Genomic DNA, 12,459 nt, shown 5'->3' with positions numbered 1-12,459 from the left:
AAATGACGGCAGATTTTCAGGCCCGGTCCTTCCGCTCCATCCACTTGATCAGCGGCAGCAGCGGCAGCACCCAGGCCAGCCCGAGTGCGATATAGGCGATGGTCTGGACGAGCTTCGGCGCCGTGGTGATGCGGCCCTGCGCCAGCGCCATCGCGACCAGCGCATAGACGCAGACGAAGACGAGGATGACGACGGCGCCGATCAGCTTGCGGTGGGTCTGTCTCATCGGGGCGGGATCATCCTGGCTGTCGGCGCGGGCGCCGGCCTGCGGCAATGCGGGCGTTGTCGGGCTGGGGCGCGCCGACTATCTGTCACCTGTCATCCCGCTTGTGAAGCGCAAGCTCTTGCGACCGAAGGCCCCGCTCCCGTGACGATCGCCCTCGACCGAGCCCGACCCGCCGCCCTGCCGGCCACCAGCCATGCCGGCATTCGCCGCTGGCTCTGGACCGTGGCCGCCCTCGTCTTCGTGATGGTGATCGTCGGCGGCGCGACGCGGCTGACCGGTTCGGGGCTCTCCATCACCGAATGGAAGCCGATCACCGGCGCGCTGCCGCCGCTCTCGTCCGAGGTCTGGGCCAGCGAATTCGCGAAATACCGCGCCAGCCCGCAATACCAGCTGCTGAACCAGGGCATGAGCCTGGGCGAATTCCAGTTCATCTATTGGTGGGAATGGGGCCACCGCCAGCTCGGCCGCTTCATCGGGCTGGTCTATCTCGGCGGTTTCCTCATCGTGGCGGCGCTGCGGCTGCTGCCCTGGCGCCAGACGCTGGTCCTGTTCGGCATGGGCCTGCTCTTGGCGCTGCAAGGGACGATCGGCTGGATCATGGTCGCCTCGGGCCTGCAGCCGGGCATGATCGCGGTCGCGCCAGTGAAGCTGACGCTGCACCTGACCTTTGCCGCCCTGTTCTTCGCCTCGGTCGTCGCCTTTGCCACCTGGATGACGCCGGCGCGGCGCATCGAGCCCGCACAGGGTCGCACCCTGGCCTGGGTGCTGCTGGCGCTGCTCTTCGGCCAGATCGCGCTCGGCGGGCTGGTCGCCGGCTCGCGCGCCGGCTTCATCTACAACACCTGGCCGCTGATGGACGGTGCGCTGGTGCCGGGCATGGATACGCTGTTCGTGCGCCCGGCCTTCTGGGAGAACTTCGTCGACAACGCGGCGCTGGTGCAGTTCAACCACCGCATCGGCGCCTATCTGCTGCTGGCACTGGCGCTCTGGCACATGCTGGTGCTGCGCAAGATCGCGCCGGGCTCGGGCGGGGCCATGCGCGCCACCGCGATCTCGGGCCTCGTCCTCGTCCAGTCGGCGCTGGGCATCGTCACGCTGCTGCTGGTCGTGCCGCTCTGGGCCGGCCTCGCCCACCAGGCGCTCGGCTTCCTGGTGCTGGCGATGGGCGTCGTGCATGTGACGCGCACGGAAGGTGCCGCGCGGGGCTGAACCTCCCACCAGTCATTCCGGGGCACGCCGCAGGCGTGAACCCGGAACCCACGACCGGGTGACCGCTCGTGGGTTCCCTGTCGACGCAGCGGTGTCGAGGACAGGTTCACCCGGTCGTGGGTTCCGGGTACGTCGCTGCGCGACGCCCCGGAAAGACAGCGCTCAGACCAGCGCCTGATCCAGATCGTCGATCAGGTCAGCCACATCCTCCAGCCCGATCGACAGGCGGATCACCTGCGGGCCGGCGCCGGACGCCGTCTTCTGCGCGTCGCTGAGCTGGCGATGGGTGGTCGAGGCCGGGTGGATCACCAGCGAGCGCGTGTCGCCGATATTGGCCAGATGCGAGAACAGCTTCAGCTCGGTGACGAGCTTGACGCCGGCGTCGTAGCCGCCCTTCAGCCCGAAGGTGAAGACCGCGCCCGCGCCCTTGGGGCAGTAGCGCTTGGCCAGCTCGTGATACCGGTCGCCGGGCAGGCCGGGATAGCTGACCCATTCCACGGCCGGATGCTGCGAGAGATGCGTCGCGACCGCGAGCGCGCTCTCGCAATGGCGCTGCATGCGCAGCGGCAGCGTCTCGATGCCGGTCAGGATCATGAAGGCGTTGAAGGGCGAGAGCGCCGGGCCCATGTCGCGCAGGCCGAGCACGCGGGTCGCGATGGCGAAGGCGAAATTGCCGAAGGTCTCGCCGAGCACCATGCCGTTGTACTCCGGCCGCGGCTTGGAGAGCATCGGGTAGCGGTCGTCGCCGACCCAGTTGAACGAGCCGCCATCGACGATGATGCCGCCGATCGAGTTGCCGTGCCCGCCGAGGAACTTGGTCAGCGAATGCACGACGATGTCGGCCCCGTGCTCGAAGGGGCGGATCAGGTAGGGCGTCGCCATGGTGTTGTCGACGATCAGCGGGATGTTGTGCTTGCGGGCGATCTTCGAGATGCCGGCGATGTCGACGATCACGCCGCCCGGATTGGCGATGGATTCGATGAAGATCGCCTTGGTCTTCGGCGTCACGGCGGCGGCAAACGCCTCGAGATCGTCGGAATCGGCCCAGATCACGTTCCAGCCGAAGTTCTTGTAGGAGTGGTTGAACTGGTTGATCGAGCCGCCATAGAGCTTCTTGGCGGCGACGAACTCGTCGCCGGGCTGCATCAGCGCGTGGAAGCAGAGGAACTCGGCCGCATGGCCCGAGGCGACCGCGAGCGCCGCCGTGCCGCCCTCGAGCGCCGCGACGCGCTCCTCCAAGACGGCATTGGTCGGGTTGCCGATGCGGGTGTAGATGTTGCCGAAGGCCTGCAGCCCGAACAGCGAGGCGGCATGGTCGACATCGTCGAAGACGAAGGACGTGGTCTGGTAGATCGGCGTGGCGCGCGCGCCGGTGGCCGCATCGGGCGCGGCGCCGGCATGGATGGCGAGCGTATGGAACCCTGGGGCGCGGTCGGTCATGGTCAACTCCCTGCGATCTTCTGAATGCGAGACATTGCGTTCGTTTTATCGAACGGTCCCGATGGCGTCAAACAGGATCCGGTGTTTCTTGAGCCCTTGATCTGGTTGGGGTGGACTTCGAACCGCAGCGCCAGATCGGCCAGCGCTGTCTCGCCCTCGATGGCAGCCGGCGCGACCTGCGCCTTGAAAGCCGGGCTGTGGTTCCGGCGCATGCGTCTCGACAGACCCGCTCCTGTCCACGGCAATCATGCCGCTTTCCGGCCGAAAATCCACCTATGCCCGATGTCCGAATTTTTCGAATCGGTCCTCGTCGAATCCGGAATGCATCACTATACAGTGTCGCCAGGGGGAGACGAGAGAACGATCAATGACTGTGTTAAAGCGTAATAATGTCACGGTACATGGCGCTCAGGGGCCGTTCATGGTGTATGCGCATGGGTTCGGTTGCGATCATACCATGTGGAAACGTGTCGCGCAGCAGTTCAGTACGACCCATCGCGTGGTCCTGTTCGATTATGTCGGCAGCGGCAGGTCAGACATCAGGGATTTCGATGACGAACGTTACGGCACGTTGAATGGGTATGTGCAGGACCTCCTCGATGTCTGTGATGCGCTTGAGCTGACATCCGGCGTGTCGTTCGTCGGCCATTCCGTCAGCTGCAGCGTCGGGCTCCTGGCGTCGGTCAAGCGACCTGGCCTGTTCGATCGACTGATCCTGCTGGGGCCGTCGCCGAGCTTCCTCAACCATCGCCCTGAGTATGAGGGCGGCTTTGAGCGGGAGGATCTGGAAGGTTTGCTGGCGCTCATGGATCAGAATTACATGGGCTGGGCAAATTATCTCGCTCCTGTCGTGGCCGGTTCGGACGGCGCGGGAACCGTATCGGCTGAACTGTCAGACAGCTTCTGTTCAACCGATCCGGTGACGGCACGGGTTTTTGCGCAGACGACGTTCTTCGCCGACAATCGAGCCGACCTTCAATATGTGACGACGCCGAGTCTTATTCTTCAACATCGAAATGATGCTCTGGCTCCCCTGTCGGTTGGCACGTATATGCACGAGCGTCTCGTGGGCAGCGAACTTGAAATACTCGATGTGGCCGGCCATTGCGCGCACATGACCCACCCGGATCTCGTCGTTGCGGCCATCAGACGCTATCTCGCCTCCGACGACAAACAGCGCTGAAAAGAAGACAATCGGTGATCCTCGTCGATAAGCTGCCCTGTTCCGTTCTGATAACCGATGTCGGCGGGACCATCCTCGGGCTGAACCGCCAGATGACAGCTGTGACCGGGCTCGATGCTTCGGATCTGCAGGGTCAGTCCATCGACAGAATCCTCCCGCCGGCCAGCCGGATCTTTCTGCAGACCCATGTTTTTCCGACATTGTTGCGGAATGGGACGATTTCTGAATGTTTCTTTCAGTTGATCGGGGCTGATCGGCAAGCCGTACCCGTATTGGCAAACTGCCGGTCGGATATCTACGAAGGCAGCGAAAGCTACGTCTGGACATTCTTCGTCGCATTGGAGCGCACCCGCTTCGAGGCGGAGCTGATCGGCGCGCGCTCGCGCGCCGTGGAATCGGCGCTCGCGGTGACCACGAGCGAGCGCTTCCTGCGATCGATGGCGGACGCGCTCCCGGGCCTCGTCGCCTTTTGGTCCAACGACCTGATCTGCAAGTTTTCCAATCGGCACTATGCCGACTGGTTCGGCCGGAACGCCGACGAAATGGCCGGAGTACACATCCGGGATGTTTTGGGAGAAGAGCTTTTCCATCTCAACGACAAACACATCCAGGCGGCGCTTGCGGGTGAGCCGCAGCAATTTGAACGAAATATGCTCAGGCGGGATGGTTCGATTGCGTTCACCATCGCCCATTACACACCGTTTTTCGTCAAGGGGAAGGTCGAGGGTTTCATTGCTCAGGCCAGTGACGTAACGGAGCTGAAGCTCTCTGAGGTGGCACTCAAAAAATCCCAGGAATTCCTGAATCGCACGGGAAACCTTGCGGGAGTAGGCGGCTGGGAGTTCGATATACCCACCGGATCTTTGACGTGGTCGGATGTCATTCGCGACATCCATGGACTGCCTGCCGGCTTCACGCCTGATCTCAATGAAGCCATCGGATTCTACACTGCGGAATCGCGACCCGTCTTGGAAGCCGCCGTCAATGAAGCTTTTTCGACAGGAAAGAGCTTCGATCTCGAGTTGTCGATCCATCGCGTTGACGGCGTGCAGCGTTTTGTGCGCGCTGTTGGGTCGGCCGAGTTCTCCGACGGCCGCCCGGTCCGTCTCTCCGGTGCCTTGCAGGATGTGACCGAGCGTCGGAAACTCAGTGCTCAACTTGCCGAGCAGCACGAGCTGATGCGCGTGACGCTGCAGTCGATTGGTGATGCGGTCATTACCACGGATGCCACGGGCCGGATTACATGGCTGAATCCAGTCGCTGAGCGAATGACGGGCTGGCGACAGGACGAGTCGCAAGGCAAGGCTCTGGAAGAGATTTTCAGGATCGTCGATGAGACCACGCGGGCTGTTGCCCCCAACCCGGTTGCGGCGTGCCTTGCCGAGGGACGTATCGTTGGCCTCGCCGACCATACCATCCTGATTTCGAAAGACGGCACCGAATTCGGAATTGAGGATTCCGCCGCCCCGATCGTGCGGAATGACGGCGTGGTCCTCGGCGTTGTTCTGGTGTTTCATGATGTATCGGAACAAAGACGCCTCTCCAAGGAGATGAAGTATCGTGCAACGCATGATGCTTTGACGGGGCTAAAAAACCGCACCGAATTCGAAGCGCGCTTGAAGCTCTTGCTGGGCAAGTCCCGTGAGGACAGGTCCTGTCATGCGCTGCTGTATCTGGATCTCGATCAATTCAAGATCGTGAATGATACCTGCGGACATGCCGTGGGCGATATTCTGTTACGGCAGGTCAGCAAACTGTTTCGCGGGGTCGTTCGAAACTGCGATACACTGGCCCGTCTCGGCGGTGATGAATTCGGCATCATTCTCGAAAACTGTTCCGTTGAACTTGCCGGAAAACTGGCGCAGCGAATTTGCGATGCCATGGACGATTTTCGGTTCGTGCACGATGGCCGGAAGTTTCGCGTCGGTGCCAGCATCGGACTGGTGCCGATCGACGCCCGCTGGGGGGATATCGCCGCTTTGCAAAAGGCTGCGGACTCGGCCTGCTACGCCGCGAAGGAGGCGGGACGGAACCGCTTTCACGCCTGGCTCGAGACCGATGTGGCCATGCAATCACGTCAGTTCGAGGTGCAATGGACAAACCGGATCGAACGGGCGCTGGACGATGGCGGCTTCGTCCTGCATGCACAGACGATTCGTGCCCTCGCTGCCGATAAACCCGGACTGCATGCCGAACTTCTGCTTCGCATGAAGAACGATGATGGCTCGCTGGCAGTCCCAGGTGCTTTTCTGCCCGCAGCCGAACGGTTCCATCTGATTTCGCGCATCGATCGCTGGGTTCTGCGCGAGGCAACCAGGTGGATTGCCAGCGTCATTGTGGTTCAGGATATTCGGCTGATCAGTTTGAACCTCTCGGGACGGTCGACTGGCGACCGGGCCTTTCACGCCTGGGCGTTTGACGTCTTGGAACGCGCCGGGCGAGACATCTGCTCGAGGATCTGTATCGAGATCACCGAGACCGAAGCGATTACCAATCTTGCGGATGCAGCCGCATTCATCGAGCGCGTGCGATCGATGGGAATCAAGGTCGCACTGGATGACTTCGGTGCGGGAGCTTCGTCGTTTGGCTATCTGAAATCGCTCCGGGTCGATTTCATGAAAATCGACGGACGCTTCATCCGCGATCTCGTCACCGATAAGCTGAACGACGTCATGGTTCGCTGCTTTGTCGATATTGCGAAAGTCGTCGGCGTCCAGACCGTTGCGGAGTTTGTCGAGACGAGCGAAACGCTAGACCGTCTCCGCATCATCGGCGTCGACTATGCGCAGGGGTTCCTGCTCGGCAAGCCGGAACCGCTCGCTCGCATCTTCGATGGCGTGCCGGCCATCCTGGAGCCGATCTGACCTGCCACGGGTTCGTCGCCCAGCTGAGGCCGACCCGCTGCGCTTCGATTTCGCGCGCGAGATGGAGCGGTTGAGCCGTGCCGCCTGAGGTCTCACGTCCCCGGGCGGTGGATCGTCAGCTTCTGGAAGCCCTTGCCGGCGAGCACCGGCTTCTTCGAGGAGAGGATGCGGGAGTTGATGCCCTGCCAGCCGATCTCGCCCGACAAGCGGCCATACTCGATCTTGGGGCAGCGGTTCATGATCACGGTGACGCCCTTCGCGTCGGCGCGCGCTGCCGCATCGTCATTGCGCACCGAGAGCTGCATCCAGATCACCTTCGGCAGCGGCTCGAGCGTCAGCGCCTCGTCGGTGAGCGGCCCGGCGGCCTCCGAATTGCGGAAGATTTCGACCATGTCGATCGCGCCGGGGATGTCCTTCAGCGAGGCATAGACCGTCTTGCCCAGCAGCGTCTGGCCGGCGAGGCCTGGATTGACGGGGATCACGTCATAGCCGCGGTCGAGCAGGTATTTCGTCACGATCCAGGAGGGCCGCGCCTCGCTGGAGGAGGCGCCGACGAGCGCGATGCGCTTCACGCTCTTGAGGATGTCGCGGATCTGGGCGTCGGGGTAGGCGTCGTGGGACATGGAATTCCAAGGGTGAGGCGGGGGATGAAGGCACGTCATGCTCGGGCTCGACCCGAGCATCTCCGGCCGGAGATTCTCGGGTCTGCGCTTCGCTCCGCCCGAGAATGACGCCAATGTAGCACCCGCGCTACCCCTCCCACACCGGCGCACGTTTTTCCACGAAGGCCCCGATGCCTTCCTCCGCATCGCGCGCCAGCATGTTCTCGACCATCACCGCCGAGGCGTGGTCGTAGGCCGCCGCCAGGCCCATCTCGCGCTGCGCATAGAAGGCGCGCTTGCCGACGCGGATCGTGCCTGAGGATTTCGAGGCGATCACACCGGCGAGACGCTTCGCCTCCGCCAACGCGCTACCCGCCGGCACGACGCGGTTGAGCAGTCCCATCCGCGCGGCCTCGTCGGCGGGCACCATCTCGCCGAGCAGCAGCATCTCCATGGCGTGCTTGGCGGAAAGGTTGCGCGTCAGCGCCACCATCGGCGTCGAGCAGAACAGGCCGATATGTACGCCCGGCGTGCAGAAGCGGGCGGCATCCCCCGCAACCGCGAGGTCGCAACTGGCGACGAGCTGGCAGCCGGCGGCGGTCGCCGTGCCCTCGATCGCCGCGATCACTGGCTGGGGCAGGGCGGTGATCTGCTGCATCACGCCTGAGCAGCGTGCGAGGATGTCGCTGAAATAGGCGCGGCCGCGATCGGGATCGGCGCGGTGCGCGCTCATCTCCTTGAGGTCGTGCCCGGCGCAGAAGACCGGGCCTTCGGCTGCCAGCACCACCGCCTTGACGCTCCGGTCGGCGCCGATGGCGGTGAAGCTTTCGGCCAGCGCGGCCAGCATCGCCTCGCTCAACGGATTGCGCGATTGCGGGCGGGCGAGCGTCAGCGTGGCGATGCCGTCGGCATCCGCGCGCCGCAGCGCGGGCGCCGCTTCGGGGGGGGCATGGGCGTTCATGGCGGTGACCTTCGGCGTTTCCCTGTGCGTTTTGCCGTATTGTCCGCCGCGCTCCCCCATGCTGCAAGGGGCATGTCCCCACTTGGCATTTGCCGGATCGCCCGCATGACCTTCCGTGACAAGACCTTGCGCGACAAGACCCTGCGCGACACCACGCCCCGGATGAACGCCGCGCAGATCGAGGCCTTCCTCGACGAGGTCTTCCCGCAGCTCCATATCGGCGGGCGCACCTATTTCGTCGAGGAGGTCGGCGCCATGAGCGCCCGCATGCGCTGCGACTACCACGAGAAGCATCTGCGCCCCGGCGGCACGATCTCCGGCCCGACCATGATGGCACTCGCAGATCTCGCGCTTTATGCGGCGATCCTCGGCCAGATCGGCCCCGTCGCGCTCGCCGTCACCACGAGCCTGTCCTTCAACTTCCTGCGCAAGCCGGGTCCCGCCGCACTGATCGGGGAGGCGAGGCTGCTCAAGCTCGGCAAGCGACTGGCGGTGGGCGAGGTCTCGCTCTACTCGCAAGGCGAAAGCGAGATGGTCGCCCATGCGACGGGGACCTATTCGATTCCCGCGGAGCGCTGAGGCGGACGCGTCGTCATTCTCGGGCTCGACCCGAGAATCTCTGGCCTGAGATGCTCGGGTCGAGCCCGAGCATGACGAATGGGGCAGCGCGGTATCTGGGTACCGTTTTCGGCATTCCGCTGAAAACAATGCGTTTTTCGGGATCGTGAGCATCGGGTAGTGCTTGACACCGGCGCGGCCTGCCCCTATCCCCCGCTCACACCGCCGCCGGTCCTCCGGCGGCTTGTCCTTTTTTCAACGCTCCGAAGGGTGCCCGCGATGAAGACCATCTCGCTCAAGCCCGCCGATGTCGAAAAGAAGTGGGTTGTGATCGACGCCTCCGGGCTCGTCGTGGGTCGTCTCGCCGCGGTTGTGGCGTTGCGTCTGCGCGGCAAGCACAAGCCGGCGTACACCCCCCATGTCGACTGCGGCGACAACATCATCGTCATCAATGCCGACAAGGTCGTCCTGACCGGCCGCAAGCGCGACCAGAAGGTCTACTACCACCACACCGGCTATGCCGGCGGCATCAAGGAGCGTTCGGCCAAGTTCATTCTCGAAGGCCGCTTCCCGGAGCGGATCGTCGAGAAGGCTGTCGAGCGCATGCTGCCCCGCGGCCCGCTGTTCCGCCAGATCCTCGGCAATTTGCGCGTCTACAAGGGCGCCGAGCATCCCCACGCAGCCCAAATGCCGGAGGCGCTCGACGTCGCCGCGCTCAACAGCAAGAATGCGAGGGTCTGACCATGGCCGAGGTTCTTCAGTCTCTCGAGCAGCTCGGCCAAGTCGCGAAGTCGACCCAGCCCGACGCCCCCGTCCACGTCAAGAAGGTCGATGCGCAGGGCCGCGCCTATGCCACCGGCAAGCGCAAGAACGCCATCGCCCGCGTCTGGATCAAGCCCGGCACCGGCAAGATCACGGTCAACACCCGTGACCAGGTGGTGTACTTCGCGCGCCCCGTGCTGCGCATGGTCCTCCAGCAGCCGCTGCAGCTCGTCGATCGCCTGACCCAGTACGACGTCGTCGTCACGGTCAAGGGCGGCGGTCTCTCCGGCCAGGCCGGTGCGGTGCGTCACGGCATTTCCAAGGCCCTGACCTTCTACGAGCCCGAGCTTCGCGGCCCGCTCAAGAAGGAAGGCTTCCTGACCCGCGATTCGCGCGTCGTCGAGCGCAAGAAGTTCGGCAAGGCCAAGGCCCGCCGCAGCTTCCAGTTCTCGAAGCGCTGATCGTTTTCCGATCACCCGGTATGTGGAAAGGGCGGCTCGCAAGGGCCGCCCTTTTCGTATTCTCTGTCCCTTCGTCATCGCGAGCGCAGCGAAGCGATCCAGGATCGTGCGCTCGGCCTTTGTCTGGATTGCTTCGCTGCGCTCGCAATGACGGGTTCGGCACCGCTCGAGGAGAGACACCATGACCGCCGCCCGCCCCGTCCTCCTCGTCACCGGCGGCAGCCGGGGCATCGGCGCCGCCATCTGCGTGATGGCCGCACAGCGCGGCTATGACGTCGCGGTGAACTACCAGAGCGCGGCGAAGGCTGCCGCCGAGGTCGTGGCGGCCTGCGAGGCCGCTGGGGCGAAAGCGGTCGCGCTGCAGGGCGACATGGCCGTGCAGGACGACATCGCCCGCGTCTTCGCGGAAGCCAAAGCGGCGCTCGGGCCGCTGACCCATGTCGTCAACAATGCCGGCATCACCGGCCCGGCGAGCAAGCTGGCCGAGGCCGACCCGCAGACCATCCGCACCTGCATCGACGTCAACGTCACCGGCGCGATCCTGGTCGCGCGCGAGGCGACGCGCGCGCTGATGGCCAATCCGCAGGCGAAGGGCAGGGCGATCGTCAACATCTCCTCGATCGCGGCCGGGCTCGGCTCGCCCGACGAGTTCGTCTGGTATGCGGCCTCGAAGGGCGCGATCGATTCCCTCACGCTCGGCATGGCCAGAGAGCTGGCGCCGGCCGGCATCCGGGTCAACGCGGTGGCGCCGGGCATGACCGAGACCGAGATCCACGCTTTGTCCTCGGGCGAGCCCGGCCGCGTCGCCCGCATCGCGCCGACGATTCCCATCAAGCGCGCCGCCCAGCCCGAGGAGGTCGCGGAGGTCGTGCTCTTCGCCCTGTCGGACGCCGCGTCCTATGTCGTCGGCTCGATCCTGCGCGTCGGCGGCGGGCGGTAGCCTTTGCCGCAATGCCGCGATCGCCGCGATGGCCGCAGGCGGCGACGCGTCGGTTTGCCCTTAGGCGCGCGGCGGGTATAGCTCCGCCCCGCAGCCTAGCAGCAGGGACATGAACGAAGCGATGGCCGCGTGGCTCTATCAGATACACTCCACCGTGCTGATCAGCCTGGCGGTGACGCTGGCGCTCGGGATCTGCGTGGCCGCGCCCTGGGTCGCGCATCGCATGTTTCGGCTGAAGCCGAACCTGGAGCGGTCTGCGGCCGCGCTCGATGCGTTCAAGCTGATCGGCCCGCTCACCGGCATCTTCACTGCCTTCCTGCTGCTGCAATCGGTCAATCGCCTTCATGATGCGCGCCGACTGGTCGAGAGCCAGGCGATGAACCTGCTGCAGCTCGACCGTGCGCTGGGCCGCATCGACTCCGCCGAGGCCGCCGATGCCCGCCGGGCAGTGCGTGATTATGCCCGCATCCTGGTCGATCGCGGATGGCCGGCGATGCGCGCTCAGAGGCCGAGCCCCGATGTGGCGACGGCTCTGGGCGCTTTGTCGGGGCACGTCGATGTTCTGGCTCAAACCATCAAGGGAGACGGGAGTACGCTCGAACTGATCTCGGCCGGCGTCGAATCCATCGGCGATACTCAATCGCAGATCGAGGCTTCGGCGGCCGGCGGTCTGCCAGACACCTTCTGGCTCGCCGTGATCCTGCTTTTGCTGCTGATGACGGCGGAGGCGGCGATGATTGTGCCGCGATGGGTGGTGATCCTGCCGCTGGCCGGCTACTCCGGCGCGATCGGTCTCCTGATCGGGCTTCTGTTCGTCATGGACAGGCCCTTTCTCGGTGACCAGAGTGCCGATCCCTCTCCGATCGAGCGCAGCATCGCCACTCTCGATCTGCGGGCCCAGCTCATGTCGCGCCCACCTCAGGCCAGGCCATGAGGGGCTCATTCACCGTCCCGGACTCCGACCCATGCGCGTTCTCCTGATCCTCATCGCCTTCGGCATGATCGCCGTGCCCGCCCTGATCGCGCTGGCGCGGCGCGATTTGCCGCGCGGCCGCCGCATCGGCAATGCGCTGGTGATCTTCCTCGCGCCGGCCTTCGCGCTCGGCCTGATCCATGGCGTGCCGGAACTGGACGGCCGCGCCCTGCAGAACCCGGTCGCCTGGACGGTGCTGCGGCTGGTGCTGTCGGGGCTCGCCCTGATCCTGCCCTGGTGCCTTTATGTCTGGCTCGTCGGCCGCAAGCCCTGACGTCAC

13 protein-coding genes and 1 pseudogene are annotated in these 12,459 nt (G+C 64.7%); 9 read left to right on the top strand and 5 right to left on the bottom strand.

The window, feature by feature from the left end; all coding sequences use genetic code 11:
• Positions 1-16: 16 nt before the first annotated feature.
• Positions 17-226: a DUF2842 domain-containing protein gene (locus Q8S38_RS12985; RefSeq protein WP_305680838.1), complete on the bottom strand. Its 210-nt coding sequence runs from the start codon at positions 224-226 to the stop codon at positions 17-19.
• Between the two features lie 141 nt (positions 227-367).
• Here Q8S38_RS12985 and Q8S38_RS12980 point away from each other — a divergent pair, with 141 nt between their 5' ends.
• Complete coding sequence (locus tag Q8S38_RS12980; RefSeq protein ID WP_305680837.1) at positions 368-1,435, top strand: COX15/CtaA family protein; 1,068 nt, start codon at positions 368-370, stop codon at positions 1,433-1,435.
• Between the two features lie 162 nt (positions 1,436-1,597).
• Here Q8S38_RS12980 and Q8S38_RS12975 read toward each other — a convergent pair whose 3' ends face one another.
• Positions 1,598-2,875, bottom strand: coding sequence for an O-acetylhomoserine aminocarboxypropyltransferase (locus tag Q8S38_RS12975; protein WP_305680836.1), 1,278 nt, complete (start codon positions 2,873-2,875; stop codon positions 1,598-1,600).
• Between the two features lie 98 nt (positions 2,876-2,973).
• Positions 2,974-3,099 (bottom strand): annotated as a pseudogene (locus Q8S38_RS12970) (transposase); the annotation flags it as partial.
• 197 nt (positions 3,100-3,296) lie between these two features.
• Here Q8S38_RS12970 and Q8S38_RS12965 point away from each other — a divergent pair.
• Together Q8S38_RS12965 and Q8S38_RS12960 are read left to right on the top strand one after the other, a co-directional pair.
• Positions 3,297-4,058 (top strand): alpha/beta fold hydrolase, encoded by a 762-nt coding sequence (locus Q8S38_RS12965; RefSeq protein ID WP_305680835.1) that lies wholly within the window; start codon positions 3,297-3,299, stop codon positions 4,056-4,058.
• Positions 4,059-4,072: 14 nt separating this feature from the next.
• Entirely contained in the window at positions 4,073-6,922 is a 2,850-nt protein-coding gene (locus Q8S38_RS12960) for a bifunctional diguanylate cyclase/phosphodiesterase (RefSeq protein WP_305680834.1), read from the top strand.
• Between the two features lie 92 nt (positions 6,923-7,014).
• Here the strand turns inward: Q8S38_RS12960 and Q8S38_RS12955 are convergent, their stop codons facing one another.
• Together Q8S38_RS12955 and Q8S38_RS12950 are read right to left on the bottom strand one after the other, a co-directional pair.
• A complete protein-coding gene (locus tag Q8S38_RS12955) occupies positions 7,015-7,545 on the bottom strand; it encodes a CoA-binding protein (RefSeq protein ID WP_305680833.1) in 531 nt (176 codons plus the stop codon).
• Between the two features lie 127 nt (positions 7,546-7,672).
• The gene (locus tag Q8S38_RS12950) at positions 7,673-8,485 is read right to left on the bottom strand and encodes an enoyl-CoA hydratase (RefSeq protein ID WP_305680832.1); all 813 of its coding nucleotides are present in this window, start codon (positions 8,483-8,485) and stop codon (positions 7,673-7,675) included.
• A 162-nt stretch (positions 8,486-8,647) separates the two neighbouring features.
• Between Q8S38_RS12950 and Q8S38_RS12945 the strand changes: the two genes are divergently transcribed.
• From Q8S38_RS12945 to Q8S38_RS12920, 6 genes are all read left to right on the top strand, one after another.
• Entirely contained in the window at positions 8,648-9,064 is a 417-nt protein-coding gene (locus Q8S38_RS12945; RefSeq protein WP_305680962.1) for a PaaI family thioesterase, read from the top strand.
• A gap of 258 nt (positions 9,065-9,322) precedes the next feature.
• Positions 9,323-9,784: a 50S ribosomal protein L13 gene (gene rplM, locus Q8S38_RS12940; RefSeq protein WP_305680831.1), complete on the top strand. Its 462-nt coding sequence runs from the start codon at positions 9,323-9,325 to the stop codon at positions 9,782-9,784.
• A gap of 2 nt (positions 9,785-9,786) precedes the next feature.
• Complete coding sequence (gene rpsI / locus Q8S38_RS12935; RefSeq protein ID WP_305680830.1) at positions 9,787-10,266, top strand: 30S ribosomal protein S9; 480 nt, start codon at positions 9,787-9,789, stop codon at positions 10,264-10,266.
• A 181-nt stretch (positions 10,267-10,447) separates the two neighbouring features.
• Complete coding sequence (locus Q8S38_RS12930; RefSeq protein WP_305680829.1) at positions 10,448-11,206, top strand: SDR family oxidoreductase; 759 nt, start codon at positions 10,448-10,450, stop codon at positions 11,204-11,206.
• 109 nt (positions 11,207-11,315) lie between these two features.
• Complete coding sequence (locus tag Q8S38_RS12925; protein ID WP_305680828.1) at positions 11,316-12,140, top strand: bestrophin-like domain; 825 nt, start codon at positions 11,316-11,318, stop codon at positions 12,138-12,140.
• 31 nt (positions 12,141-12,171) lie between these two features.
• Positions 12,172-12,453, top strand: a complete 282-nt coding sequence (locus tag Q8S38_RS12920; RefSeq protein ID WP_305680827.1) for a hypothetical protein — start codon at positions 12,172-12,174, stop codon at positions 12,451-12,453.
• Positions 12,454-12,459: the final 6 nt, after the last annotated feature.

The sequence above is a fragment of the Allobosea sp. genome, assembly GCF_030695125.1.
GTDB lineage: Bacteria > Pseudomonadota > Alphaproteobacteria > Rhizobiales > Beijerinckiaceae > Allobosea.
The sequence above is the reverse complement of the archived record's forward strand: the minus strand, read 5'-3'. Positions and strand labels throughout refer to the sequence as shown.

What these genes read in the sequence shown, in the direction of transcription:
- Q8S38_RS12985 (WP_305680838.1), bottom strand. Translation starts at nt 226, where the DNA reads ATGAGACAGACCCACCGCAAGCTGATCGGCGCCGTCGTCATCCTCGTC.
- Q8S38_RS12975 (WP_305680836.1), bottom strand. Translation starts at nt 2,875, where the DNA reads ATGACCGACCGCGCCCCAGGGTTCCATACGCTCGCCATCCATGCCGGC.
- Q8S38_RS12965 (WP_305680835.1), top strand. Translation starts at nt 3,297, where the DNA reads ATGGTGTATGCGCATGGGTTCGGTTGCGATCATACCATGTGGAAACGT.
- Q8S38_RS12955 (WP_305680833.1), bottom strand. Translation starts at nt 7,545, where the DNA reads ATGTCCCACGACGCCTACCCCGACGCCCAGATCCGCGACATCCTCAAG.
- Q8S38_RS12950 (WP_305680832.1), bottom strand. Translation starts at nt 8,485, where the DNA reads ATGAACGCCCATGCCCCCCCCGAAGCGGCGCCCGCGCTGCGGCGCGCG.
- Q8S38_RS12945 (WP_305680962.1), top strand. Translation starts at nt 8,648, where the DNA reads ATGAACGCCGCGCAGATCGAGGCCTTCCTCGACGAGGTCTTCCCGCAG.
- rplM (WP_305680831.1), top strand. Translation starts at nt 9,323, where the DNA reads ATGAAGACCATCTCGCTCAAGCCCGCCGATGTCGAAAAGAAGTGGGTT.
- rpsI (WP_305680830.1), top strand. Translation starts at nt 9,787, where the DNA reads ATGGCCGAGGTTCTTCAGTCTCTCGAGCAGCTCGGCCAAGTCGCGAAG.
- Q8S38_RS12930 (WP_305680829.1), top strand. Translation starts at nt 10,448, where the DNA reads ATGACCGCCGCCCGCCCCGTCCTCCTCGTCACCGGCGGCAGCCGGGGC.
- Q8S38_RS12925 (WP_305680828.1), top strand. Translation starts at nt 11,316, where the DNA reads ATGAACGAAGCGATGGCCGCGTGGCTCTATCAGATACACTCCACCGTG.
- Q8S38_RS12920 (WP_305680827.1), top strand. Translation starts at nt 12,172, where the DNA reads ATGCGCGTTCTCCTGATCCTCATCGCCTTCGGCATGATCGCCGTGCCC.